This window comes from Citrifermentans bremense (assembly GCF_014218275.1).
In the GTDB taxonomy this organism is placed as follows: Bacteria; Desulfobacterota; Desulfuromonadia; order Geobacterales; family Geobacteraceae; genus Geomonas; species Geomonas pelophila.
Genome location: NZ_AP023213.1, coordinates 2,277,436 through 2,302,730, shown reverse-complemented (window position 1 = coordinate 2,302,730; position 25,295 = coordinate 2,277,436). Strand labels below are relative to the sequence as shown.

At 48.5% G+C, this 25,295-nt stretch carries 19 protein-coding genes, 1 tRNA gene and 1 pseudogene; 8 read left to right on the top strand and 13 right to left on the bottom strand.

Annotated elements, in window-relative coordinates:
- Positions 1-53: 53 nt before the first annotated feature.
- The 3 genes from GEOBRER4_RS10140 to GEOBRER4_RS10130 all read right to left on the bottom strand — a co-directional run bounded on the left by GEOBRER4_RS10140 (position 54) and on the right by GEOBRER4_RS10130 (position 5,117).
- The gene (locus tag GEOBRER4_RS10140; protein WP_185242194.1) at positions 54-1,763 is read right to left on the bottom strand and encodes a lipoprotein N-acyltransferase Lnb domain-containing protein; all 1,710 of its coding nucleotides are present in this window, start codon (positions 1,761-1,763) and stop codon (positions 54-56) included.
- Positions 1,760-3,481 (bottom strand): caspase family protein, encoded by a 1,722-nt coding sequence (locus GEOBRER4_RS10135; RefSeq protein WP_185242193.1) that lies wholly within the window; start codon positions 3,479-3,481, stop codon positions 1,760-1,762. Before GEOBRER4_RS10135 ends, GEOBRER4_RS10140 begins: the two co-directional genes overlap by 4 nt.
- A 991-nt stretch (positions 3,482-4,472) precedes the next feature.
- A complete protein-coding gene (locus tag GEOBRER4_RS10130; protein ID WP_185242192.1) occupies positions 4,473-5,117 on the bottom strand; it encodes a fibronectin type III domain-containing protein in 645 nt (214 codons plus the stop codon).
- Positions 5,118-5,274: 157 nt separating this feature from the next.
- Between GEOBRER4_RS10130 and GEOBRER4_RS10125 the strand changes: the two are divergent.
- Positions 5,275-5,757, top strand: a pseudogene (locus tag GEOBRER4_RS10125) (phospholipase effector Tle1 domain-containing protein); the annotation flags it as partial.
- Positions 5,758-6,191: 434 nt separating this feature from the next.
- Here the strand turns inward: GEOBRER4_RS10125 and GEOBRER4_RS10120 are convergent.
- The 7 genes from GEOBRER4_RS10120 to GEOBRER4_RS10090 form a co-directional block, all read right to left on the bottom strand.
- Positions 6,192-6,327 (bottom strand) — tRNA-OTHER (locus tag GEOBRER4_RS10120).
- On the bottom strand, positions 6,319-7,179 hold the full coding sequence (locus GEOBRER4_RS10115; RefSeq protein WP_185242190.1) for a hypothetical protein: 861 nt from the start codon (positions 7,177-7,179) through the stop codon (positions 6,319-6,321). The genes GEOBRER4_RS10120 and GEOBRER4_RS10115 overlap by 9 nt, the downstream gene beginning before the upstream one ends.
- A 75-nt stretch (positions 7,180-7,254) precedes the next feature.
- Positions 7,255-8,412: a hypothetical protein gene (locus GEOBRER4_RS10110; protein WP_185242189.1), complete on the bottom strand. Its 1,158-nt coding sequence runs from the start codon at positions 8,410-8,412 to the stop codon at positions 7,255-7,257.
- Between the two features lie 153 nt (positions 8,413-8,565).
- Entirely contained in the window at positions 8,566-10,755 is a 2,190-nt protein-coding gene (locus GEOBRER4_RS10105; protein WP_185242188.1) for an AAA family ATPase, read from the bottom strand.
- Positions 10,756-10,833: 78 nt separating this feature from the next.
- On the bottom strand, positions 10,834-12,525 hold the full coding sequence (locus tag GEOBRER4_RS10100; protein ID WP_185242187.1) for a chemotaxis protein: 1,692 nt from the start codon (positions 12,523-12,525) through the stop codon (positions 10,834-10,836).
- On the bottom strand, positions 12,522-14,240 hold the full coding sequence (locus tag GEOBRER4_RS10095; protein WP_185242186.1) for a hypothetical protein: 1,719 nt from the start codon (positions 14,238-14,240) through the stop codon (positions 12,522-12,524). Before GEOBRER4_RS10095 ends, GEOBRER4_RS10100 begins: the two co-directional genes overlap by 4 nt.
- A gap of 30 nt (positions 14,241-14,270) precedes the next feature.
- Positions 14,271-15,044 (bottom strand): hypothetical protein, encoded by a 774-nt coding sequence (locus GEOBRER4_RS10090; protein ID WP_185242185.1) that lies wholly within the window; start codon positions 15,042-15,044, stop codon positions 14,271-14,273.
- 611 nt (positions 15,045-15,655) lie between these two features.
- On the opposite strand from GEOBRER4_RS10090, the gene GEOBRER4_RS10085 reads away from it, so the two are divergent.
- From GEOBRER4_RS10085 to GEOBRER4_RS10055, 7 genes are all read left to right on the top strand, one after another.
- Positions 15,656-16,378: a TnsA endonuclease N-terminal domain-containing protein gene (locus tag GEOBRER4_RS10085; RefSeq protein ID WP_185242184.1), complete on the top strand. Its 723-nt coding sequence runs from the start codon at positions 15,656-15,658 to the stop codon at positions 16,376-16,378.
- Positions 16,369-18,291: a hypothetical protein gene (locus tag GEOBRER4_RS10080; protein WP_185242183.1), complete on the top strand. Its 1,923-nt coding sequence runs from the start codon at positions 16,369-16,371 to the stop codon at positions 18,289-18,291. Before GEOBRER4_RS10085 ends, GEOBRER4_RS10080 begins: the two co-directional genes overlap by 10 nt.
- On the top strand, positions 18,288-19,208 hold the full coding sequence (locus GEOBRER4_RS10075; RefSeq protein ID WP_185242182.1) for an ATP-binding protein: 921 nt from the start codon (positions 18,288-18,290) through the stop codon (positions 19,206-19,208). The genes GEOBRER4_RS10080 and GEOBRER4_RS10075 overlap by 4 nt, the downstream gene beginning before the upstream one ends.
- 38 nt (positions 19,209-19,246) lie before the next feature.
- Entirely contained in the window at positions 19,247-20,671 is a 1,425-nt protein-coding gene (locus GEOBRER4_RS10070) for a hypothetical protein (protein WP_185242181.1), read from the top strand.
- A 123-nt stretch (positions 20,672-20,794) separates the two neighbouring features.
- Positions 20,795-21,130, top strand: coding sequence for an ArsR/SmtB family transcription factor (locus GEOBRER4_RS10065; RefSeq protein ID WP_185242180.1), 336 nt, complete (start codon positions 20,795-20,797; stop codon positions 21,128-21,130).
- Between the two features lie 21 nt (positions 21,131-21,151).
- The gene (locus tag GEOBRER4_RS10060) at positions 21,152-21,517 is read left to right on the top strand and encodes a hypothetical protein (protein WP_185242179.1); all 366 of its coding nucleotides are present in this window, start codon (positions 21,152-21,154) and stop codon (positions 21,515-21,517) included.
- A gap of 390 nt (positions 21,518-21,907) precedes the next feature.
- Complete coding sequence (locus GEOBRER4_RS10055) at positions 21,908-22,210, top strand: hypothetical protein (RefSeq protein WP_185242178.1); 303 nt, start codon at positions 21,908-21,910, stop codon at positions 22,208-22,210.
- Positions 22,211-22,791: 581 nt separating this feature from the next.
- Here the strand turns inward: GEOBRER4_RS10055 and larC are convergent.
- From larC to GEOBRER4_RS10040, 3 genes are read right to left on the bottom strand one after another with little or no spacing between them, the layout of a single operon-like run.
- Entirely contained in the window at positions 22,792-23,607 is an 816-nt protein-coding gene (larC, locus tag GEOBRER4_RS10050; protein WP_185242177.1) for a nickel insertion protein, read from the bottom strand.
- Positions 23,604-24,254: a nickel pincer cofactor biosynthesis protein LarB gene (gene larB, locus GEOBRER4_RS10045; RefSeq protein ID WP_185242176.1), complete on the bottom strand. Its 651-nt coding sequence runs from the start codon at positions 24,252-24,254 to the stop codon at positions 23,604-23,606. The genes larC and larB overlap by 4 nt, the downstream gene beginning before the upstream one ends.
- A gap of 3 nt (positions 24,255-24,257) precedes the next feature.
- The gene (locus tag GEOBRER4_RS10040; RefSeq protein WP_185242175.1) at positions 24,258-25,238 is read right to left on the bottom strand and encodes a DUF362 domain-containing protein; all 981 of its coding nucleotides are present in this window, start codon (positions 25,236-25,238) and stop codon (positions 24,258-24,260) included.
- Between the last annotated feature and the right edge of the window lie 57 nt (positions 25,239-25,295).

Below are 25,295 nucleotides of genomic sequence, written 5' to 3'. Positions count from 1 at the left end.
GCCCTCCGGTGCAGGCTAGTCACTTTAGCGACGAAAGCGTTGGTTATGTGCATCTATTGTCCTCCAGTGGTGGCCGCATTTAAATTTGGATCTAACAGCTTCAGGTTAGCGATACTCTCGGCACAGTACTGGGAAATCGCGTTCAATACCTGCCACTGCTGGGACTTTGAGTTCTCAATGCCGGCAATGGCCTCGTGCAGAAGTTTCCGGTTCAGGGGGGACCTGCATGCGGTCTCCTCACCGTTTATTCCTGGGAGATCCTTCCTGTCCGGGATGCCATCGGCTTTTCGCATGGGGGCTTGGTGCTGCCTGATCGGCTCAAGCAGGCAATCCTCGAAAACCCTAAAGTGCTCAGCATCTAATCGGCTGCGTATGTCGTCGGCCTTGGCAATAAAATCCTGTTGCTCGAAATATTTCGCACCCTCGATCTGCATGAGCCGTTCGCTGCGCAAGATGGCGTACTCTTCCAACATGAGTTGTGCCTCTTTTAAATGCCGGTCTGCGGCAAGTCGCAGCAAAAAACCACGGTCAGCCGCCCGGTCCTGGCGGCGTTCGATGGGGTCTATCTGTAGATAACTTTCCAGGTCGACGAACTTTGGGTTTGACATCGCGTTTTTGACTTCGTTCAAGGCGCGGTCGTAAAACTCCCTGGTGCTTGAAAAGAAATATCCTCCGCGCTCGGCGGCCTCCAGCGCCTCCAATTTGTCTTTAGCGGCCAGATGACTGCTCAACCTTACCGCCTCGAATAGGCTGTCGGGACGAACGTAGTCGTCCGCCATCGCTTCGGCCTTGGCAAATGCCGGCCACGTTGCCCGTAGCGCATCCTGGGTCATCGTGGCACAGTTGTGCGTGAAGAAGCTGTACCTGCCGGCGTAGCGCCAGTGTATGTCGGCCAGTCCACGCACCACCGCCTCTCGCTCAACAACATCCAAGCGCAAAGGCAACGAGTAGATTTCCCTGAATTCGCCAATGGCGTATTCCTGGTACACATCCATAAAACGATTGGCGAAAAGATATGCCCTGTACTCGCCGCTGAGCGCCTTGAACGAGTTCAGGGAAAACTCATCTATGTGCGCCCGAAAGCCCAGTACCAGGTGTTCATTCAGGTTTGAGTCACATTCGGCCTCTGTCGTGTACCCATCGGGGCAGACCACCAGCCGCAAAGCGATGTGGCCGAACCGTGACGCCATGTTGTCGCTTTTGCTCGCAAACAACAGGTGAATGGAGCTGACGCGTCTGGGATCCACCCAGGTAACCGGGGTGCCTTCGTACTGGGTGGTGACCGAAAAAGGGATTTGGCCCCGGCACTCCGGCGCAGCCCGTCCTGGGGCATAGCGATCATCAAAATAGCGCGAGTAGAGAGGTTGCTGGCAGGCAAAATTCTCCTGGGTCAGGTATCCCGCCAACGCTGATGCGTATGCATTTTTTGTTGCGTGGCTTGACCCGCTAGCCGCCTTGTGCAGATTTTCGAACGCTGCATCCGATAACAAAAACTGATTCTCGGTCTGCTCCAAGATTGCGGCCAGCACCGCCTTAGGCTCCAGAGGCATTTTTTCATCGGGCGCTGCAGAAGCCAAAGCAAGCCGCCGTGCCTCCAGTTCTGAGGCGATTGTATTTTTCAGGTTGGCTGGAGCGCCTTCCCGGAGCGTGTGCAACAACTCCCGGGTGTCCCCAGCAAGCAGCGACTCAACGGCATGTTGCTTGGCTGTCGGCGCGCAGCCGAAAAAAAGCGCTGCGATGAAGATGACAGCCAGTCGGCTCATCTCGCGGCTGCAACCGTGAGGGCATTGCGGGTTGCGCGGCCTTCTGTTGCGCGGGCGATCATGGAATCAGGTTTGCCCCAAGTCGAAGGACGGAGAGCGGCTTCACTGTTTATCTTGTTTAAATCTGTCGATTGCCCCGGCAAAGCCGACAGGTCAGCCAAAAAAGAAAACGGCACGAACAGCGGGGAAAGAACTATCGCTGAAATGACACCACTGGCACCGTCCTTCGCTCCAGCTTCAAACCAACCCTTTGTGTCCTTGAACATGACGACGCTCTTGATTTGGGACTCCTTCCTGCGTGCACGTTCTTCGGTTGCTCTGGAGTTTTCCTCTGTCAGCCTCGCGCTTTTAACAGCCTCTGCCTTATTTCGCCATGTCTGTGCCAGTGCAGGGTTCTTCTCCACACCCAGACCTGCGTCATAGCGCGCCGCAATTTGCAGCATAGCTTCGACACTGCCACCGTTTGCAGCCTGCAGCTGTTTTTGTGCGGCAACGGCTTCTATCTTGTCGCGCCACTTCGCTGCTTTGGCAGGATCCTTCGCTACACCGATCCCCGCATCGTAATAGCGGGTCATCTTCTCCATAGCGTCTACGTCCCCCGCTTCTGCGGCACTAAGGGTGCTCCTTGCCTCGTCGGCTTCTTTCTTTAGCTTGGCGCGTGTTTCGGCTGCAGTCGTCTCGCGGAAGTTTTTGATGCGCCTCTTGGCCAATGCCGCATATCTCCCCTTGGGGAATTGAGCAAGATAGGCGTCGTAATCCTCGGCGGTGTTTCCTTTTTGCACCTCGTTCCAAAGGACCGTTTCCGCATCCTCGCGCACCGGGGCGGGGGAGGAGGGCGGTTCGGCAGCTTCAACAGGTTCGGATTCCAGCTCGGCCCCGGCAACCGCTACACTGCCAGGGGCAAAATGGAAGTTCTTCTGCAAGGTGGCGGGGCCGTTGATGTAGGGGGTCTGCCTGCGCTCGCTCCCTTGCTCGACTTCCTCACTGGCACGCGTCAAGACCCCTCCAAGGCTCAGGTCCTTGCCTTTGAAGGCGGTCAGAAGTCCTGCAGTGAACAACCCGTTGCGCCCATCCCCATCCGCCGCCACGCCACCGGGGTCCGTTGCGTACACGATGACGGTCCCCTTGGGGGCGCTTGTCGGGGCGGCCAGTCCGCGCGTGGCGCCCGATCTGAATTTGCCCGTCAGGGGGTTGTTGCGGCAGGCGTCGAGCATGACGATGTTGGCGCGGCTTTTGCCGTTCTCCATTTCGTCCAGAAGCTGGTTCAGGTTCACGCTTTTATAGGGGACCTGGGCTTCCGATTCGATCTTGGCGTCGACCGGGACTAGGAAGTTTTGACCTTTTATCTGCAGCCCGTGGCCGGCATAGTAAAAGAGGGCCGCCTCGCTGTCGCCTATCTTGCGCCCGAACTCGTATATGGCCGTGTCCATCTCCTCCTTGGTCTGATTCTCTCTCTCGATGACCTCGAAACCGAAACCGCGCAGCGCCGCCGCGATGTCCTCCGCGTCGTTGGCGGGGTTGGCAAGAACGGGCATGCTGTCGGAAAACTTATAGACGCCGTTGCCAATCACCAGCGCGACGCGCTTGCCGCCGGCGGATTCTCTCTTAACCACGGCGATTCCCCGGTCCTGATTCGTTGCTGGGGCGGCGGCTAACACGGGGACTGCGCAGACCAGAAGGCCGGCAAGACAGAGTAATTGCATAAAATAATTTTTCATGTAGTAGGGCCTTCCTGCACGGGAGTTGGTAAAGCCAACAGCACAGACGATGGGTTGTATCGGAGTAAAGGATGGCGGCTGCGGATATGGGAAGCTAGAAGAGTAGTGCACTGGTCAGCAGACGGCAGGTGGAGGATGTGAGTCTTCAAAAAGCAGATCTCCAGTTGATGAACTAGGAAGCGTCATCAATTGTTTAAATATTTTAATTCATTAATGCCAGCATCGGTGAAATATAGTGCAGATGACAGAATTAGTCAAACAGAAAGGGCCTCAAGTGGGCGTGGACTATGCCTAGCATCAATTAGATCCATCATTACTTCATTCTATGTCAGTGTATTAGTGTGAGAATGTTTTTCTATGAGTAAATGGATAGAGCTGGCATTTGCCGTTGTCAATTTATGTCTCGAAATTATCAAAAAAGGGGACTACTTATATGCTTGCGCTGTCAACGGGTGAGGCTGCGCCGACAAATTCGAATCCTCGGAGATATTTGATACGGTCACGTCTGGAAATGCGAATTTTCTGGGAGATTTGATACACCTACGTCTGGAAATTCGAATTCTCGAAGAGAGTTGACACATTTATGTACGAAAATTCGAATACTCGAAGAGTGTTGACACATTTCCTCCTGGAAATTCGAATTCCCAGAGCTAGTTGACGCATCTAGGTTTGGAAATTCGAATCTGCTGGGAGCAGTTGACACATTTACGTCCGGAAATTTCAATTTCCAGAGAAGTTCGGAACATTTTTGTCGGAAAATTCGAATTTTAAGTGAAGTCTGATACCTTTACCTCAGCAAATTCGATTCTTTGGAGACATTTTGATACCTTTACGTCCGTGAAATTCCCTTTACTCGAAAAAGCTGATTTGCTCGGGATTCACCGTGGAGGGAGTAGGGAGGGCGCCGAAGAAAGGAAATCGCGGCTGCATGTCATGCAACCGCGATCTGTTTTAATGCTACACTGAACTTCAAAATAACCTGGATAATCTGTCAATTGACTACCAGCCCTACAACCTTCGACCAAGGCCCGTAGCCTACAGCATTCCTGAACCTCACCCTGAAATAGTACTTCCTGATCGGCTCCAGGGCCTTGATTTCCATTCTGCAGTTGAAATAGTGATCCAACGTCTTCCATGAAGATTCATCTGCAGGATCCTTATCGTTTATCTGAAGTTCGATACTCCCTTTTTGCCCGATCCCGTTGTTAGTGATAACCAGTACGTCGCCTGCACCTTCTTCATTCTTAGCGACCAACTTGGTCGGCATTTCCGGGAGCTTCTTCTCCTTGGCGTAGATCTTGTGCTTGAACTCCAGTCCGAGGTTTTCCAGGAGCGAGGGGTCGTTTCTGTGGTTGGCGAACATGGCGACGTACTGGACTGCGTAATGTAAGGATTTTGCGCACTTTTCGCGAGCGACAGCTATTTCTGCTTCCTTGTTCTTGTCCTTTGTTGCAGCTTCGATTGCTTGATGCATGAGATCAGCGTGTTCCCGGAGTTGCTGGGCTCCGTAAATCCATTCTGGGAGCCCAGTTTGGTAGGCCGGATGGCTATCGAACGCGCCAGCCACGTACCTCAGTTTCAAAAGAAAATCGCCGTCGGTTAGATTTTTTAGATTGGTTTCCAGCGGGGATTCCATGGTTTGCCCCCTTTGTTTTTTTACTGAAGAGTAGGTTTAGGATCAGGCAACATTATTAAACTCCAACCTTAAATGTCAAGTGTGGCCGGCAAATCGGCGCACGCTGCTGATGTAGCATCTTAGGGGAAGAGTTTGCGCGGCCAATTCAACCGACCGCGCATTCTCACGGTCGGTTGAATTGGCCGCGCACGCAGTCGCGCTGGACGAGTACCGCGCCGACTTCAGTCCCACCCTCTGGGATGCGGATAAGAGGATAAAGCAGATGGTTTTTTCGGGTGCTCATGCCGATGTAGGAGGGGGGTACCCGGAAAACGGGCTCTCACAGGTGACGTTGCAATGGATGGTTGACGAACTGATGAGCTTGGGGCTCCTGGTTGATTACGATCGTTTTCTTTCTCTGCGCCCTGATCCGGCTGCGACCGCGCATATCCCTTGGAAAGACCTGGCTTACCTGCACCACGAGCGTAACTTCAATGGGATGACGGGGCACTGCTCGGTTTCTCTGCGAGAAAAAGCAGGCCCAGTACGGCCGGACCCGGATCCAAAAGAAACGGCGGTACCGTACAAGCCCGGCAACGTACCGCGAGACATCTGCACAGATCCCGGCAGAAAGCTCTGCGCCAATTGCAGATTCAGCTGAGCCGCGGGGTTTGCAGCAAAGTTTCGGATCAGGCGACGTACACGTGCGTGACTCGGCGGAAATAAAATGGCGACACTGAGAATTCGTATGTAATTGGAATTACATTGATTATTTTTATCGTGACTGCTCTTTTCCTTCTAAAATGTTGAAGCAAATGCGCGACGGGGAGCATGTTGGAAGAAAAAAAGCAACGAAAAATAGGCAGGCTTTGAAAGCCTGTAGTTACAGCTCAAGGGTAGGAGGGCTCCTTCGTGGTTTGTTGAAAGATGGTCTTCCGGAGGTCCTTATTTTAGAAGGAGTATTAACGGAGTGGCACGCCAATCTGGAGAGAATAGAAGCGAATGTATCGTTATGGTCAAGGCGTTTAACTTGCTACAGTAGAGGTGTTTGTAGCGGGGTAGGACAGGGATTATATATTCAATTGTCTTAATACTTGGTGCTTGGTGAGGGACTCGAACCCTCGACTCGCCCTTCGAAAACGGACAAAACGTTGCTTGTCTGTTTTCGAAGAGGCCACACCGAGTGAACCCGGTGTGGCGAGAGCGTGCATTGCCATCATGCTTACCAAGCGAGCTCCGATAATATCAGTCCAACATCAGCTTCGTCAAGAAGATAGGCGTGAGTTATAAGGGACCTTGCTGCGTTTTGTCTTCGTTCGACAGGGTGGCTTCCAAATCTTCGTTTCAGCTCTGGTATTATATCCCGATTAGGATCAGCGACCGCACGACAAACATTGCGCCCAATTCGTTGGCATGTCTTTGATACAACAAGTACATCCTTAAAACTGAGATCCCCCTGCGGAGTTGGAGCGTGCCCTAATTCCGACCGACAGCGATCCATGTCTATTTTCGATCGAAGTTCTGTGAGATCTCTGTTATTCGCGGCATGGAGCTCAGAATTACGGATTTTTCGGTAAAAATCAAATATTGCCAGATCAAGCGGAGTAATGTAACTGATGGCGATCTCTTCTGGAAGTGGGCTCGCCACTTTTTCGCCCTTTCGCGACGATGCGATAAGCCAGAGTGTGCGCCTAAGAAAATCGCCTTCCATCAACTCCTTAAACTTTGGATTAATCATGCCATGTTTTTGGACAAAATGGCAGAGCTGTTCTAATCTACTTAGCAATAGTGCGATCTGTGAAGTGTATGCTAGACCTAATGCAAACTCGAGGTCAAGCTTGTCTGTACCCAAGCGTCGATGACCGTGTGCGAGGGCGCGCTGGCGAATAAAGGCGCGACTATCCTCTGAGTGAGCATGATCTAGCACAAAATCTTGGAGAGCCACATCAACAATACATAAGTGTGAGTTGATTTCACCTAGCTGTTTTTTGAAACTCCGGAACATTTCAACCGGAAGTTGTTCTTTTGGTAGTCGAGAAAGTGGCGTAGGTTTCCAGACCGCTATTTGCAGAGATTTAGCCATGTTTCGGATCCTCAGGGTTATAGCTCATCTAGTATCTGTAAATCGTGTGAAATCATACAAATTTATAAAAATGACTTAGAGACGGAAAATGTCTACCGGTCTGAAATAATCGACAGGGCCAAGAATGCTCCCATCCCGTAATAGACTCAGCGATCCTGTCTCGTCCGGAACTATGATGGGCTTTATTTCGTTAGCAGCATCAAGTCTATTGCCACTTACCCTGATCACTTGCCGGAAAATTCTTTCATCCAAACCAAAAAAGGTTGCGGGCCGCTCTAAAATGAATGGGGATGTTTGGTGAAAAAGATGCCATTCGTACTTGAAATCGTATTCATTGATAAAACGTATCTGCGGAGGAATATATGGGGTTGAAACGATACCTCCAACAAAGCGATGCCCACTCAAAGGGCCAGAAACACATTCCCAAATCCCACGGCTTGCTGATGAATACTTGGGCATGGGCCGATGATGGCGAATCGCCTCAGCTTGAAGACGAAGCTCAAGTTTATCAAAGATTGATGCATAGTGCCCTGTCACCATCGCCAGCCCAACCTGCAATGGATAACCATCCTGGCTTGGAGGTCTGCCGTCCGTCACCGGGTCTTCCACAAGCAGTTTTGAATTAACGCGGGGAGTTTTTTCACTCGCCCATCGGGCTACACTTATGAACCCTTTTACTTGAAGAGGCTTCTTGGCGGCGTCTAGTAGTTGTGCGCGTTGAATTTGGGCGCGAAACTGATGGAATTCTTTTGTTTTGAAGGTAACTGACCGATATCGTCCCTTCGCCTCGAGGAGGTTCACGTCAGTGCTGGATGTTCCACATACATAATCTGGAAGGTCGCCTTTCTCCTTTTTTCTCCACACGGAGCCATCTGGATTTATTTTGTCAAGAACGTCTTCAAATGGGCAAAAATACACCATACCGAGGTGCTCAGAATGAAACCACCGTGCGAACGCCTTGCCGAGTTCATTTGAGGCATTATTTTTGGACTCTTTGTCCGCTCCAATTCCCGCTTTAAGAAACCTCCAGTCGGGCCCCGCTGTCATCATGTTTTGGTATTCGTAGAAACCCGGGTCTACAAAAGAATTGCCATATTTGGCTAAAAAGTAGTGGTGAAACAGCTTCTTTAGCTCAACATTCAATGTGGGATATAATACTCCTGTCCCAGGGTCGATAAGCGTCGTCGGGACTGTCTGGAATTTCTCTAGCTCAAATTCAATAGTTCGAGTCATTTTATCCTTCTATTCTGTAACAGAGAATGCCCGTCTTAAGGGGGGATGATTAAGTCTTTATCGGTCACCCAAGGGAAACCCGGAAGAGCCCCCAAAAAGGGGGGGGGCCTACATAAAGACTTTTCCGCAAGTGTAGGCCGGAGTTGGTTCCCCTTAGTTGGCATCAGCGGATCCCGAGTTTAGGCCGAGGACTTCATTGTAAAGATTGATGAGATGGTCAATTGTCAGATCAAGAATCGGCTCATACATAAACGAATTGAGGTGGATGTTCGAGCTTACGGTAATGCTTATCTTTTCAAGTGTACGCATCGTTGGTGCTGACGGTGCTAAGGACATATATTCTTTAACTAAGCTACCAAATTGATTCATTGATTGGCAGCAGTAGCTTTCATTTCTTTTGATGCGACGGAGCTCATTTGTTAAGAAAACCTCAGCTTGTAGGCGTATCGCAATGGACAGCAGAACCTTATCTTCCAGATTCAGGCCGTCATGGGTTGTACGAGCGCAGATTTCATTCGATTTGTCAATGAGCAAGGTCTTCACTGGGCGGGTATCGTCAGTGTTGTAGCTCGACCCGAAAAGTCGATTATAAATATCTAGATAGTCCCCAACGGTGATTTCATCTGTGTCGTTTTTCCAATGTAACAGACTGGTGAGTTTTAGGTAATCAGAATCTGCCTCGCCTTTTGTGTATTCAATTAGATTACGAGTGAACGGGATGGTGGCGCAAAGGATACAGTCATCGTTGACAACATTATCTTTCCATTTTCCGATAAAATAATTCTTTATTCCCTCAGCTTTTACGAGCGAAATGGCACTACCATTTCTGTTCGCCATAAGGCATCTGTTGCGGTGGACAAAGTTGTTGGCGAGTGTTCTGAAGAAATCGAAATTGTGAGTCAATATGATCTGGTGAAAAGATTCCATCTTGGTAAGATCATCCAAATATTGAATAATCGCATGTTTGTTCTTATAATCAAATGAATCTGCAACGTCATCAATGATAAAAAGCGTCTCTTGGTTGGAAAATTTCCGGGCTTCTACTTCAAAAATGAAATTGAGGAGATAGAGGGCTCGTCTTTCCCCTTGGCTGAGGGTTTTGATTTCAGACCGTGACCATTCGACAGTATCGGTGCCGTCTTTGAAGGTAAATTTCAATTTGGCCTTTTCTTTGCCCAGCACTGCCTTTGTCTGATTGGCTACAGAGAGTGTAAAGGGCATATCCACAAAGCGGCTATTGAAAAGATCAACAGCTACCTTCCACCGGGGTGCTTCCTGTGCAGCATCCGCTTCAATTTGTTCGATTTCGGCTTTGCTTACGGCATACGATTCTAGGTAAGTAGTTGCATCATTACTGTTGTGGATGTAGTAGGACCATAGATCTTTTCGAAACTGTGCCTGATTCGCAGGCTGGAGTTTTTCCAATAGGAATTCAACCTGACTCGTGGAGAGACCTTCTATGAGATCAGCTAATGCCTGGGCTTGGGCATTTTTGGCGAGGCTCGCTCGCAGCTTTTTCAGTTCTTCGTCGCCATCGATTTGAGCGTGAATTTCTTGTAGTTTCTTTTCCAGCGCGGCTTTATCGATAGATTCTTTATCGCCTCGCAGGTGGACGCGATGGCCGCCTGCAAAGAAGCCTTGTCTGTCCAATGTTGTAAAGGATGTTTCTGCCCTTGTTGGATTGAAGACACCCTTTTGGTACATTGTTCCCGCCTGATCGAAAAGCTCCTGGTACCGTGCGTTGAATTCACTCGCCTTAGAAATGAATTCCTCACTTTTTAAAACTTCGAGAGCTTTGGGGTCGAAAATAGTCGCATATTCATAAGGGCTCAGGTCATCATCGATAGCAGTTGATTTGATTGTTCCAATGCAGGCAGGGAAATTTTCATCGTCCCAGTCGCGGATAATAGCTTGTTCGATATCGGGCTTTTTGACTTTAGATAACTTCTGTAGGGAGCCAACAAGTTTGTTTTTAAGTTTGTCTAGATCGACAAGTAGTTCATCATATCTGGCTTTTTTATTAGGGTTGACAAGGATATTTGTAATGGCCGGACTGTCAGAACTAATATCTATTTCTGATTTTAAAACATAAATAGTCTCTTTTGTGATAGCACAGCCATCAGCCTCAACCACATGCACAGAGAATCTATCGTACCGTTCTTCTTTTGGCACATCTCCTTTGCCGAGTGCTTCAAAAGTTCTTGAGAAGGAAGTCTTCATCAGGCCGTTGGGAGCGTAAATTGCGTAAGCTCTGGACTTTGATGCTGACCATGTGAAATCGAATTCATAATCTAAAGACTGGATGCCGTAGCAGTTTTCGAGGCTGACTCTAAGCTTCTCCAAATTCCCTCCAAATGGTTAAATGTTGAGTGCCACGACATCGTGGCACTCAACTGTTAATCTTCAGGTTATGAGTTGAACCTATGAATTCGTTGACATCAGTGATTCGATCCAAAAAGCAGCTGGGACCGGTAGTTGGTGGTGGCGACACGCAACTAGCATTACAGGCCAAAATCCAGTCCTGATTGGCGAGAGGTTTTTGAATTCAGTATCTATCTTACATGCCTCTGCAATTGTGGTGAGAAGTTGAGGGCCACCTTCGGCTAAGGGGAGATCGCAAATTGCACGGCCGTTGCTGTGGTCTCCTTTAAAGAGAGCTGTTTCAGAGGTGGCGTCTGGGATCCATAGCTGCAGTGTGCAGTGCTGAAGGTTTTCCCGCACTAGCGTGCTCAAAGTGTCGACTGCGCTCTCCTGCCCAAGTACTTGTAACCAAGCTGCAATCAGAGGGACAACGGTACTGCCGGCAGTGGCTTCCTCGAAATAGTCATCTGAATTATTACGGGGGTGTTCGACGAGTTCGCGGTAGTCCGAGGCACATGTGGGGTAGCGACCACGTGTGCGGATGGTGAAAGTAAGACGATTTGCCATCTCCTGTAGCCAGGATGTCACCCCTACACCATCGAGTCCGCTGTATAACCAGAGTAGGAGGAACAGCGCAATGTCTGTGCCTTGCCGGTCGGAGATCGGCAAAAGTAAGGTCGGGTTGTTACGAATAAGCGCTAGACCCGTCTGTGTAAAACGCTGTAGGGTAGTTCGTGCATCACCCCGAGCTTTCTGGTCCCCTTGTTCCCCAAGCCATTGAATCCAAAGACCTGCTAAACTAAGTCGCCCCAAAGCCTCGAAGAGTGCAAGGTTGACATCAAGTGAAGACTGCGCCCCGATGGCCATAGAAACACCGTGACGTATCTGTGCATAGGGTATCACTTTCCGCGTAAGGAAATCTGAAGAGATGGAGAGGTGTAGCTCGATCAACTGGTGAGCAACGAGGCTGAGTGACTTCGCATCGCGGCTCTTGCCGCCTATTGTTGGGCGCAGAATGTCCCAGGTGCTCAATATGGCCAGTTCACTTGCACGATAGGGAGCTTCTAAATTGTCGATGTCCCGAGCCCAGACGAACAAGATCCAAAGACAGATGTTTAGCTGCCGAGCCGCTCGGACCCGGGCCTTAAGCGATACCTCTCCAGCCCTGTGCAGTTCCCCCGCAAGCCGCGCAAAATGTTGATACGAGATGTCTGGCTCGTCGACCATAGCGACCGCTTTCTGGAAGCTGCTACGCATTGATTTCGGGAGGATCTCTTCACGCAAAATACCCTTCAAGATCAGGCCGGCAATTTTGTCGCCATTCCACTCATCAAAAGAGATCCGTTCAGTGCTATTATCGGCGATGTAACCGGCAAGCGACTCGCGAACCTGTTCGTGTACATCTCCGCCGAAAGCCAAGCAAATGACAATTTTTAAATCCTTATACCTTGACGGGATCCGATTACGAATGTATGCGTCGCGGATTTCATTTAGTGAGGATCTCATCGCTTGTGGGGTGCCGTCCCAGTCCTGCCGGTTAAGGTCGCCCTGTTTCACTGAGAAGAGGAAGAGTTTACGCTCACCATCATCGTCTTGACCGACCGCAGCGATGTCTACGCCGCGCTGAATCGTTCCCCTTCGCGGTCGCGAGTAGACAGTGAATCCGAGTTCGCTGAGCAGGTCCGGGAGAATGGCATCAAGCTCCTCACGTTCCTTTAGGGATGCAAGGTAATCACGGATGAGAAGTTTCATGACAGCATCCTTTCTGCCCGAAAGATCCGAAGGGTGTACTGGAGACCAACAGGGTCGACGATCTCCATACCGGGGACCTCAAAGGAAATTCCGTGCGGCTTCAGGTCCATCTCCATCGGCCTAAGCGTATCATTGCCATCCTTTATAAAGCTGATGGAATGGTCGCCATATAGTAGGACCGAGCGCCTTATGACACTTAAGAACACAGACTGGCGCCGAGCCTGTTTATGAGCGTCCCGCATCTCGTCCATCACCCGCAATTGCTCAATACGGCGTTGGTGCTCAGATGGTTCAAGTTCCTTTAGCTGGGGAACGGACTGCAGAGCAGAAAGATAAATATCATGGTTTGCAAGGCATTGATCTACCCGATCCTTTGCCGTGTCATCAGGCTGGAGGCTTAACAAGTATTTTTGAACCCCTCCATAGTTTAGGAGAAGCGTCTCGTTCATTAGATTTTGAAGAGTCTGCGCAGTTTCGTCATCACACACCCTTAGGACAGAAACCAAGATTGATGCTGCGGTGATCGGTTTAAAAAAGAGCCACCCAATTGCCTTCCGGCAGATGAAAATTTGCTCCGTCTTAGATAGGCTGAGGTCTTGTGGGAAAAGCTCCACTGGGGCACCTTCCAATTTCGCGCTTTGCATAGCGGCAGCCAAACCACCACGGAGACCAGGTGTGCCTCGAAGGAGCCATTGAACTATAACGCGGCTTAATCTCTCAGGAGGCCCAGCGAACAGACTGCTCCTGAAGGATGGTAGTTCTTTAAGCTGAAACTTCTCATTTTTAGAAAATAACTGCGTCACGTAGGAAATAGCTGCTTCGTCATGTCCCGCTTCCAACAAAATTTGCAACCCAACGTCGAGCTGCAACACTGTTCCTTTGTTCTCAGTATTGACCTGTAAGAGCGCCTTCAGCAAATAGGCTAGAACTTCAGGCTGCAGCACATCACCATAAGACGATAGGATGTTTGCTGCCTGATGAATGGTCGCGTCTCCGGCTCCCTCAACCAATTTACCCACAAGCGCAACTGCATCTGTTTGATAATCCTCAACCTTAGAAACAAGTGCAGATCCTACAACATGAAGTATGTGAGCGCGGAGAGTATCATCACCCCCTGTATCCAGTAGCGTTTTTAAAACAGCAATCGTCTTAGCGCGAGAGGGGGGATCGTTATCCGGGATTCGCCCAAGAGCTGTTATTGCAGACAGACGGCGAGTGTCGTCATATGCAAGAGCTATCTCACGAGCGGTGTTCAGGGCGCTGGTGGCTTCCAGTGCAAAAGTCAAATTCCGGCTAGAGAGACTGTCTCCGCCTCGAGCCATGGCAATGATTTCGCTGGCACGCTCAGGTTTTCTGCCGCACCAATCGCGTAAAGCGCGATTGGGTTCGTTGGCCATCAAATCGTTACCTCCACGAGCAACCAAAGCTTCGGTGCACTTCATCACCTGTGCCGGCGTTGCTTCCAGCTCTCGCAGAATATCGCAAAGCAAATGCATTGCCGTAAAGAAATCCGAGTCACTCAAGTTTTGAAAGGAGGAGCTCTCGACTATTTCGAAAAGGTCAACGGTGCCTCTGTTATGTAAGTCAGCGCATTGCAATGTAATCTGCTTGATTTGAGCAGGATTTCGGAGCCCAAAGCGCCGGGCCATTTTGCTCACAAAAGTTCCTTGCTCGGCAAAAGCAACCAACTCTTCAGTTGTGGGTATGTCAATCATCTTCACTCCCTCAAGCTCTCCGAGCCATATCTATATAACACCACCAAAATTTTTCATTTTTCCGAGATGAGTTGCCGCAACGACTGGCAGGAGATGTGTCCCAATCAAGAGGCCTTCTGTCCTTTTGTAGGTATGGAATATCCCAACTAACTGAGGCAGTGACCAATTGCGAGAAAGCTCAGATCCAGCAGGCCACGAAAAAATGCCGCCACCACTCATCCCTCTAGGGCTGACCGGATTTATTTTTTTCCCATCATCTGGCGATACTGCGCGCTTTTTATCAAAATGAATAATTATGCTCGAATCTGGCGATAGTCCCAAGGTGTTATAAGTATCTTTACTTGCGACTATACCGGTAAACGTCGCCGTCTCAGAATAGTATTTCCCTCCCATCCTTTTTGCTTTGCTTACCGGATACCCATAAACAGAACAAACCCTTAGATCCAACGCTGATTGAATCAGCATACAACGTTCTTGAGGTAACGGGTAAAAATTGGCGCACACGCGTCTAGCAAAGTCAGTGCTTAAGCGGTAGTAGGCGATATCGACGTTGTCTTCTGAACGGTTCATTCCAGGTAGCAAATCGATGTAACCAACATAGCCATCAATTGCTTGCATTTCACCGTCAGCTGGCATGAAAAGCTCACGAGAGTCGAGAAAGTCTGCCACATGGGCAGCTGTAAATAGGAAAGGTTGAGATTGGAAATCTACGAAAATGCCTGTACCCACTTGTTCGAAACCTTTTAAATCCTTGGCTTTAACGAATAATGGAACCAGTGCCTCTTCTGGATCGGTAGCGTGCATTCGGTACGGAGCCTCCGGGTAAAGGTTGATCTGCTAAGTTGAATTAACTTGTTGCGGATATAGATGTGAGAGCTGCAGCTTCAAACACATCTGTCGATATAGGTGAGGCTGTTGTGGACATCGCATAATAACGGTTTCAGCAGGGGGTGTCTATACTGGTTTTTAAGAAAATCTTTACCATGTTGCGCGTATCCCTTCCGATGTACCTGAGCCACCATCCTAATCAAATGATAAGGAATTTATCATTTAATAAGATAGATGGCTGTTAAAATGAAAACAACGACTGATAAAAAAGCATATTAAGTAATAAACTAAAAACATCACGGTCGACATTCATTGTAAATAATATTTATTCGTCATGACTAATTTTCTACTGGTAAATAAATGGTAGCTGCGAATGTAGATTTAAACCAGTAGAACCCGCAGCAAAAAGTAATTTTTTTGCTGCGGCTGCCTTGACATCCAGTAAAAAAGAGATATTTCTGAGAGTAAGGCCGTACAATCAGCTTTTATAATTAAAATATTCAATTGGCGTATTGCAAGGAAGTGGATTCCGTTGCCCCAATTGACCATGGTTTGGTGGGGTAGGCAATGACGTGTGGAGGGGGGGCATGAACTCTGTCAGCGATTTTATTCAGGATGTCATCTACGAGCGGAAAAACTTAGCTATTAAATACAGAATCCCTGAAAAACCTTTGCCAGGGCGGATGATGTGGTCCGACAGGTGGGAGGTATTCAGTCCTCTGTTGTCTAAAGATCTGACGCTCTATGGCCCACTCGAGTGTCGGAACTGGATACTGATTGAGTCGGACCAGAATGTGGCAGGGTTCTGCCCCCAACCTCTTTGGATGACTGGTACGTACCAAGGCGTCGACGGAAAATCACTAGTAGACTTTTATATATTAAAAACAGATGGCTCTGAGGAATTTCAGGAGGTTAAAAAAAAGGAAGACATGGACAATATAAATTCCGACCCAGAGTTGAGGCGACAAATAGATATACAAAAACAATGGTGTCTTAAGAGAAATGTAACGCATGTGATACGGACTGAAGAAGATATCGATGTGAAACCATTTCTAATCGAAAACTGGGGCACAATCATTCATCAATACTCATTAACTCGTAATATGGACTACACTTCTAAAATGGCTAAAATATCTGCTGCTTTGTTGCTTGACAAAGAGGGTAGCATTCGAGATGTCACCTCTGAGTGTGGTGAAGATTCTGAGTTTGTAATGGCCCATCTTCTTCATTTGAAACTAGCTGAACTTTTAGAAGAAAATCAAAGGATGACGTGGTCTAGCCGGGTGAGGTTAACTCAGAAATGGCAATGAGAGAAAGAAAAATAGATAGGCGGCTTATGAACCCTGAGGATCTTGATACAGGCAGTTGGCCTACTTTCAAACTACCACACGACTACCCAAAGGAAGAAAAAACTATATATGAGAACAAGCGTCTTGCTGTGGAACTGTATGCTAAGCAGGGAAGTGCAGCTGATATAAAAACCGAGACTGGCTTCAGTCGCAGTTATGCCGCGGAATTACTACACAAGTGTCTTGAATATGACGAAGATGGAAAAATCAAGGGTTTTGAGGCATTGGTCAATACAGACAGAAAGGAATACACAAGAACGAATTCAGACAGTGTCGGTGCAGGATCTTTCAAACAATTATTAACGAACTACCCACGGATTCAATATCAATTAGAGTCAGCTTTTTATAACCGGAAAGACAGCAGATTGAGCAATAACAAAATTAGCAAAGAAGGCTATTATGACTTTTTTATCAAACTTTGCACCGAAGAGAGAATTACTCATTCACAATACCCATTTAATACCACCTACTGCGCAAAACGCAGTCTGTACGCTTACATAGATGAACTGCGTAATACTAAGGCTGGAACTTCTGAACATTCATCCCGCGATGCTAAAAGGCACATGCTTTCCTCTGGGATGGGCAGCAAATATTTGATGGCTACTAAACCTTTTAAGCAGTGTTCACTTGATGAACACTCTGTAGACGCAAGCTTTTGTTTCTATTATGTGGACTCGTACGGGAAAACAGCAGAAGTGGTTCTTGAACGGTTCATGTTTATGCCGATTGTTGACGAAAATAGTACCTATGTTCTTGGATACACCACTTCAGTCCATGAGCACTGTAACAGCTTGGATATCTCTAGGTGTCTGAAGGATGGCATCAGGCCGTCGTCCAGAGAGATACTGAAACCAGAAGGCATAAAAGAAGACCTGATTCCTGAACCTAATATTAGGATGCTGCCGGAATTACAAAACATTTCGATAGAAGAACTACGCGTAGATAATGATAACGTGCATCTGGCCGTTGGTGTCCGGCACAATTTGAAGGAACTGGGGATTCGGACCAACTATGGCAGAGTGGCCTTTCCTGAATTGAGAGGGATCATCGAGCGGCTTTTTCAAACCTTAGAGGCTTGCGGCTTTAGGCAGTTGCCTGGAACTTTGGGGACTGGGCCTAATGATCCTAGGCGTGAAACCGCTGAGAAGGATGTAAGAAGGTATAAGCTGACCTATGAAGAATTACTTTACTGTCTCGAAGCCGCTGTCCAGTGGCACAACAGGAGGGGGCGTCAGCGTAACTATTTTGAATCCCCTTTGCAAATTGTCAGAAACTACCTAAATAATAAAGACAATATTATCACGAGAATTCCATCGAATAAATTGGATTTTGTTCGAGACATGGGCGTTACCTTCTTTCCGACGGTTCGTGGTTCACGAAAGACTGGAACTGTTCCCTATGTACAATTCCTCTCCGGCCGGTATACCAGCACAATTTTAAAAGAGAGATGGGACTTGATAGGTGAAAAGATAGTTTGTTCTGTATCTTCAGACAGTCGATCTGCAGAAGCTTATGAGGAGAAAGGAAAATCTTTAGGGACTATCGTAGATAGGAGCAGCTGGGGATTTTCGCCCATGTCTTATGAGATCAGGCAGTTGTTATTGAAAAAAAAGGGGCTTCTGGTTCACGACCAAGCTATTGCGAACGATGCCCGTCCCGGTTTAAGAATGAACATGGAACTAAAAGGTCGCAAAATTCCAAAGCGGGCTGCACGAACAGCTCTTGCTATTGAACAGGAAGGAAAAGTTGTAATACGTGAATATCAAGTAATTGAAGAGGCCGAATTGGTGCCTGTAAAAGAAAAAACTGGGGAACAACTGCCTATAACAGTAGAGCATGAGGGGTTCCTGCGAAAGGTGGAGGAGTCTGAATGAATACGGCGGAGAGGCCCGAGTACGCTGACGGAATCCATCCCGCATTAAGACGAGAGGATTTTGTAATTATTACTGCTGCTATAGACCGACTTTACACCTCTTTGTGTAGGTGGATGAACGCCCAGCGATCTGGGTGTATCATATATGGCCGCGCGCGGATTGGAAAAAGCAATGCTATTGATGCCTTGATCTCACTTATGAATCGCGAATTTCAGTCTGTCGCAACGCTGAAACATAGCATGTTGACACACCAAGTAGAAACAGAAAAGGAATTTTATCGAAACATTCTTACATCTTTCAACCATGCTCGTGCTGATTATGGCAACGCTGGTGTAAAATTTGATACTATTGTAGATTTTATTACTGAGGAAGCATTTAGAGATTCTTGTAGGCGAATAATCCTTTTTATAGATGAGGCACAATGGATTTCTAATAAAGAGTACACCTATCTTCGTGGCATGTCCAACTCCATTGTTTTGAGGCATGTAGCTCCAATGGTGATGTTGGTCGGAGATAATGATCTGTATAAAAAATACAAGGATTTTAAAGGAAACAACCCAGAAATAACCGGAAGATTTATGAATGAAGCCTATCAATTTAGGGGGGTGCTCTCAGAGGACGAGGTTAGAGTCGCGCTTAATTGTTACGATATTACCTCTGATCATGGTTGTATTTTTACACGTTATTTCTTTACAACCGCATTTGACCATGGATGGCGTTTAAGTTCGGAAGCAAACAATTTATGGACTGCATTTTGTTTAGTAAATCACAATGAAGTGAAAGAAATATCTATGTCTGATTTTGTGCCTGCTGTTCAATATGTACTAAGGAAATTCAGCAACCTGTCCGTAATGGATCCAATGCTCGCAAGAGACCATTGGGAAGAAGCTTTTATATCAGTGGGAGTGGGGCAATAGGTGGATGTTACCTGAAAACACTTTCGAGGGGTTAGGGTGTGGAAACATCAAGGCCACTAGGGTTCACAGACTTACGGCGATTGGTAGCGCCATTTGAATCGAGGTGGAGTATTTTAAATAAATTCGCAGAGATAAACCACATCCCAATTCATAAGGTCAAACAATACTTTTACGAAGATACATCTCCTTCTAAAGATAGTTCCGAACCCAAGTTTGCAGGAATGACGCGTTGGAACTTGAACAATGAAACCACCTATCGTTCCAAAATAATTTCTTTCCTCACGCGGATCGCAGAAGATGACATGGCTTCACACAGCATTGAATCAATGTTGCGGAAATCAGAGATCTCTACATTGACGTCCGCATATATTTTGAGGTACTGCCCAGAATGTCTTCAAATTGGCTATCATAGTGTCTTTTCCCAAATGTATCTTTTTTCAAGGTGTCCTGTTCACAACTCGGAACTGATGGAGGTTTGTTATAGCTGTAATCTCCCAATCAAATATGACCTAAACGACCAGCAAAAGGTGGCTTACGGTTGCTGCAATTGTCATATAAAATTTTGGAACCGATTTTACCAAGTAGGTGGAATCCAAAAAGAAAGGATTTTGAGATTACCTTCGAACATCTTACAGGAGTTTAGTGAGATATTTGCTTGGCTGGTTGATTTAAAAAGGTGCAATGTCTTAAGGCCTGCCTTCGAGGTCTGGCAAACAACCCTGATTCATAAAGGTAGTCTTGGAAATTTTTCAGTTCCAGAAATGTATCACGCCTGGGGCAACCTCAACGTGCATGAAGTCCCATCATACCTGAGCAGCCTGAGCTTTCCTGATATGAATCATGCGAAAGTTCGGTATGGGTTATCTGTTTCTGGTAAGGGCGGATTGGCTCGGAAAATATATGAATGTAATAGGGTCTGCGTCGGTGACAAGGTTTGTAATAGCAGTTGGGCCTGTACCGGGAAGAGGGGGGGCTGCGAGTATGATTCCTCAAAATGTTTGAGACCTATTTTCAATTCTATTCGCAGATACGCCTTCAAGAAACTTAGAAAGCTGCGGAACGTTAGTTGTCTGCTTCATGGATTCGCTGGCAACACCTACCGCATTATTGAGAGTTGCAGAGGGTGCGAATGGGCTAAGGCTTATGTGCTTTGGAGAGAATACTGGCTGGTTAAGCTGAAGAACCCTCAGGAGTACTGGAGAGAGTTATTCCAGGCTTTTTATGAAATTGAAAATCCTCAACTTGCTCAATGGGTAGCTGTATGGGTTTACGGGCTTGAAGTCCTTTCTGGCCTTGAGCAGGCGATGCATTTAGTGGTTAACCGTGTGGAAGAAGACGAGTTTTGCCCTAGTCTTTCATATACTTGGGCGTTTGAACAAGCCACGGCGGGTTGGCCTGTGTTTCATTGCTGGACAAAGCCCGATCAGCAAATTGTTAGGTATAAGTGTCAACGGGACCCATGACTGCGGGTGTTAATAGTTCTATGCCTGTTATCCAAGTAAGGGGTATCAGACATGGAAAAAGAATTTATCTGCGGTCCAATCTTTTCGACCCCAAAAACTGCTAGGGGCGATCGGGAGTAGGTCATGGACGATATTTACGATTTCTGTGCTGCAATTTTAAAGGGTTTTGCTCAGCCGAATCGGTTAAAAATCATCGCCGCGCTAAGGGATGGTGAGCTATCTCAGACTGAAATCGAAACCAAAATTTCCGAAAAACAATCCAATACCTCTCGTCATCTCACCGCCTTGTCAATGGCTGGCATTTTATCATCTCGCCGAGATGGCCCTTTTATTTTCTTTCGAATCAGATACCCTGAAGTTCTTGATATCATAGATTTAACGCAAAAAATAGTTGCACATGAAATCAATGCCTACCACCATCTACCCCTTTTTAGGCAAATAAAGAAACCTTCAGTTTAGCTATTTCAAGGAGGAGCATACATGAAAGATAATACCTCTGGTGTTGGTGCAACTCCTGAAGGTGTATGGACGGTACCAGCTGTTTCTGTTCAGCCTATCATTAGATTAGCTAGTTGGGCTGTGTTTGAGGTGGAAACCGGCGAACGTTATTTCGTCGGCTTTAATCTCGATGACCAGGAAGGTCGAGTGAGCACCCCCATCCGTCGTTTTGATTCTGTGACAGGTCGGGCCATCACAGAATCAGGACGGGTTTATCAGATTGTAGGGCCAGCGGGGCAAGATCCTGATGGCAATTGGGTTTGGTCCCGCTTGATGTCTACCCGAAATATCAAATATAGGGATGTTACCTCTGAATACGTTTTTCGAAATCATGATGAAGTGAGATGAGTACTCAAGGAGGCCAGCTGTTGGGCTGCGAAGTCTTCAGCTGCAGTGGGGAAATGATTGAGAGGAGCTAGTGGGTATCATTTCATGCCTGCGCTTGTGCTTGTGGCCTGGGGCTGCCATGACAAACCGCTCGGACACTATACGGTGGTTTGAACAATAAGCCAAAACTGCCAGCGGCGAAGGGACCCAGCCAAGGTTCTTCAGTGGTTTCCATCGGTAAACAAAGCCTGTCACCCCTTGGAAACCGGCTGGCGGTTGGACCGGGTCGATCTGAGGCCGCCGGTGGCAGCATCTGGTTGAGAGTGGAGCGGTGGAATTCGGGCCGGGCCCGGATGGCTAGGCATATCGGCCGACGGTCAAGAAGACGAGGCCTGAGTTGGAGGTGCAGGTATGCAAAATACGATAATCGAACTGATCCATTGGGCTGTAATGGAACGGCCGAACGGGAGCAGACATATCATCGCAGACATTGGAGAGCGCCCAAAACGCTGCCTCACGACAAAAATCCAAGAGTTCTTTCCCTCTACACAGCAGGTAAAAACCTGGGGTGATTATACCTACCAACTCGTCGGGCCGCCTTCTCCGTCTCCCGATGGCACTTGGGAGTTGGGGCAGCACTGGAAAGGCAGGGATATCTCCGCTGATTTTGAAAGACAGATCGAGGCTGCAAAAGGAGGCAAAACCCAAAACTAGTGACAACCATCCATAAGTGGTAGGGAGGTATGAGCCTTCTCCGGTATCGAGTTTTTAATCTACCTTCATCAAAGCCATGAGTTGTGGCATCACAGTTATTGCCCCACAGCCCCCCTGAAGATCTCCAGCTAAGAGGTAGCTGACGACCAGCATGGCAGGCTTGCTCAGCGACCATGTCGCTGTAAAAAAACAACGGAGGTATGCTATGCACGGAAGAAATGTTAAATCAAAAGTTTACCTGTCTCGACGCAACTTGCTAACCTTGCTGTCTAAACTTGACCGGAAAGCTGCTGGGGGTGAAACTGAATGTACTATAGTGAAGTGCGATTACACACATCCCCGTTTTCCACAAACTATGAAAGCAGTTGAAATCACAGCTGTTGAGGACGAAGTGTACTATATTCATAGGGCTCCCGGAGAGGTTCACAGCTTAGATATTCCATCGTCCGCTCGGAAGCGATCATCGTCACCAAAATAAAAAGCTACTCTAGCTCTTACTAAACCGGAGGCACAGGCACCACTGCCTTTCCGTGACCAGAAAACTATTCAAGCCAGAACATTTCCTTCAACCATACTTTTGATCATCGTGCAGTTCCAAAAGCAAAGATTGCCCCATTTGGTGCATTGGGGAAATCATGACTACCATAAACGAGGGCTTGTCTCTCCACGTGCATATCTGGCCATCCCCCGAAAACAGCGCCGAAAGCGTGCAGCAGCGCAATCGCCGTGGGTGTGATGGTTTCGCCGTTCCCGGGGAATCGGCAAACAGAAATACCTTCCAACAGCTCAAGAACTGCGGGAGCAGGGACGGGCAGTACGCCGTGGGCACAGGTTACATAGCCGTCGGCCAGCGGCAGTGGGCTTACCACAAACCGTCCAGGAGCAAGGCGAGTAAAGAGCTTCGCGGCGAGGCAGATGTCGAGGATACTGTCGAGCGCCCCGACCTCGTGGAAGTGCACCTTCTCCGGATTCTTATCATGAACCACAGCCTCGGCTCGAGCTAGCAGCGTGAAGGCGTCTGTAGCCAACTGCTTTGCCTGATCGGTGAGGCCGCTTTGGGAGACGACAGTGCAGATATCGCGTAGCGTTCGGTGCTGATGCTCCTCGGGAAGTGTAACGGTAGCAGTCCAACCTGTGACCTGGTTTACCTTCCGTTTTGTGAGGCGTAGTGTTCCTGTTAGCTCAGGTAGAATTGCGCCGAGCAGTCGGTCGACCTCCTCGTCGCTAAGTCTGGCCATTCGCAAGAGTCCCGCCACCAACATATCTCCAGACAGACCGGAATGTGCCCGTACAGTCAAGACTGTTTCACTACGCTTCAAGTGGGCATGGTGGTGTTCTCCTGCATGGCTGTGGTTATGGTGGCGGTTCGTGTGGTTTGTAATTTTTCCTCTCCTCATAATGTGTTGATGATCCTTGCCACGGCGCAGGCCGCTCCGTACCCGTTGTCAATATTCATGATTCCCACACCGGGCGCACAGCTTGAAAGCATACTGGCTAGCGCAGCCTGCCCTTGGCGAGCTACTCCGTACCCGACCGACGTCGGGACTCCGAAGATTGGCTTGGCGGTAAGCCCACCCATAACACTCAAAAGCGCCGCATCCAACCCGGCAACAACAATGACCGCATCGCAAGCGTTGATTTCATCCAGTCGCTCAGTTAGTCGCCATAGGCCGGCGACCCCGCAGTCTTCGTAAACGTCGCAGCGTATCCCAAGATAGGTAAGGGTACGGGCTGCCTCCCAGGCCACTGAGCCATCAGCTGTTCCGGCGGAAACCACGGCAACCTTACCCTTGGGGTGCATTGGCAGAGCCGTCCCGAAAGCGGTGCGCGAAAGGGGGTGATAATCGTAGCCGGACCTGATCATTTCGGGAAGTTCAGCGAACAGGTCGTGGGCCAGGCGGGTAAAAAGAACAGGCTGTCCTGATCCTTTGACGAACCGGGACAGCAGTTCAACGAGTGCTTCCCTAGATTTCCCCTCACAGAAAACCGCCTCGGGGAGCCCAATGCGGGCAGTACGGCCGTGGTCGAAAAGAATGCTATTCATCTTTTAAATCCTGATGAGCTCGTAGCGGTCATTGCCCATCCGCAATTCTTTCATATAGGACAACTGGCGTAGGCCTTTACGGGACTCGATCCGTTCCCGGAGGTCGTGAAGTTCAGCCTCAGGCAACCGGTAAACCATGTCGATGGAGGCTTGCTCCAGTGCGAGTAGGTCGGTAGATGCCAGGATCCCAAGATCGTGTGCCTTTACCGGGGCTGCGCTGGTGCCGGCGCAGTCACAGTCCACCGACATGTTGCGCAGCACATTTACGTACACAATCTTTTTCCCGAAGTGATCCATGGTGGCTTTAGCCGACTCAACCATGTTTTCCTGGAAAGGTTCGCCCTTGAGCCAGAGCTCATATCGAACATTGTCCGGGGCACCATGGATCATTTTCTTGCCGATGGTCCCGTCCGCGCAACCTATGGCAATATTCTTGAGAGAACCGCCGTAGCCGCCACTGGCGTGCCCCTTGAAATGTGTCAGCACCACAAGCGAGTCGTAATTGAGCAGGTTTTTGCCCATGGACATCTCCTTGAAGTGCTTTCCTCCACGCACCGGGAGCATCGTCGCCCCGTTCTCGTCCATTATGTCAACTAGACAAAAATCCCAGCCGTTGATCCTGATGGTTTCTCGATGATCAGCCGTGGTGAATCGTTTCCCCTTGTAGAGCGTATTGGTCTCGACAAGATTGCTGTTGGGAATGGTCTGCTGGAGGGCTTTCACAATGTTTCTAGGCAAGATGTTGGGACCGTGCGGTTCGCCAGTGTGCATCTTGATCCCAACCTTCCCGGAGATATTTCGGTTTACCCGGGAATACACTTTCACCAAGCTTTCGGGAGTAATGTCTTGAGTAAAGAAGACGGGAGCTCTTTCTTCCTGGGCCGCAAAAACTGAGCGCATACCAGGGACGTTGCAGACAGCAACTGTTCCGAGGGCGAGAGCACCGTTTTGTAGGAACCGACGACGAGAAATATCTTTGGCCATGTAACACCTCCTTAGGGAATAGCAGCTGTGCCGATTGAAACAGACATGTGTGGAAGC

What these genes read in the sequence shown, in the direction of transcription:
- GEOBRER4_RS10090 (WP_185242185.1), bottom strand. Translation starts at nt 15,044, where the DNA reads ATGCACGCTACCGATCCAGAAGAGGCACTGGTTCCATTATTCGTTAAA.
- GEOBRER4_RS10115 (WP_185242190.1), bottom strand. Translation starts at nt 7,179, where the DNA reads ATGGCTAAATCTCTGCAAATAGCGGTCTGGAAACCTACGCCACTTTCT.
- GEOBRER4_RS10135 (WP_185242193.1), bottom strand. Translation starts at nt 3,481, where the DNA reads ATGAAAAATTATTTTATGCAATTACTCTGTCTTGCCGGCCTTCTGGTC.
- GEOBRER4_RS10095 (WP_185242186.1), bottom strand. Translation starts at nt 14,240, where the DNA reads ATGATTGACATACCCACAACTGAAGAGTTGGTTGCTTTTGCCGAGCAA.
- GEOBRER4_RS10075 (WP_185242182.1), top strand. Translation starts at nt 18,288, where the DNA reads ATGAATACGGCGGAGAGGCCCGAGTACGCTGACGGAATCCATCCCGCA.
- larC (WP_185242177.1), bottom strand. Translation starts at nt 23,607, where the DNA reads ATGAGGAGAGGAAAAATTACAAACCACACGAACCGCCACCATAACCAC.
- GEOBRER4_RS10040 (WP_185242175.1), bottom strand. Translation starts at nt 25,238, where the DNA reads ATGGCCAAAGATATTTCTCGTCGTCGGTTCCTACAAAACGGTGCTCTC.
- GEOBRER4_RS10065 (WP_185242180.1), top strand. Translation starts at nt 20,795, where the DNA reads ATGGACGATATTTACGATTTCTGTGCTGCAATTTTAAAGGGTTTTGCT.
- GEOBRER4_RS10085 (WP_185242184.1), top strand. Translation starts at nt 15,656, where the DNA reads ATGAACTCTGTCAGCGATTTTATTCAGGATGTCATCTACGAGCGGAAA.
- GEOBRER4_RS10140 (WP_185242194.1), bottom strand. Translation starts at nt 1,763, where the DNA reads ATGAGCCGACTGGCTGTCATCTTCATCGCAGCGCTTTTTTTCGGCTGC.
- GEOBRER4_RS10110 (WP_185242189.1), bottom strand. Translation starts at nt 8,412, where the DNA reads ATGACTCGAACTATTGAATTTGAGCTAGAGAAATTCCAGACAGTCCCG.
- GEOBRER4_RS10080 (WP_185242183.1), top strand. Translation starts at nt 16,369, where the DNA reads ATGGCAATGAGAGAAAGAAAAATAGATAGGCGGCTTATGAACCCTGAG.
- GEOBRER4_RS10100 (WP_185242187.1), bottom strand. Translation starts at nt 12,525, where the DNA reads ATGAAACTTCTCATCCGTGATTACCTTGCATCCCTAAAGGAACGTGAG.
- GEOBRER4_RS10130 (WP_185242192.1), bottom strand. Translation starts at nt 5,117, where the DNA reads ATGGAATCCCCGCTGGAAACCAATCTAAAAAATCTAACCGACGGCGAT.
- larB (WP_185242176.1), bottom strand. Translation starts at nt 24,254, where the DNA reads ATGAATAGCATTCTTTTCGACCACGGCCGTACTGCCCGCATTGGGCTC.
- GEOBRER4_RS10055 (WP_185242178.1), top strand. Translation starts at nt 21,908, where the DNA reads ATGCAAAATACGATAATCGAACTGATCCATTGGGCTGTAATGGAACGG.
- GEOBRER4_RS10060 (WP_185242179.1), top strand. Translation starts at nt 21,152, where the DNA reads ATGAAAGATAATACCTCTGGTGTTGGTGCAACTCCTGAAGGTGTATGG.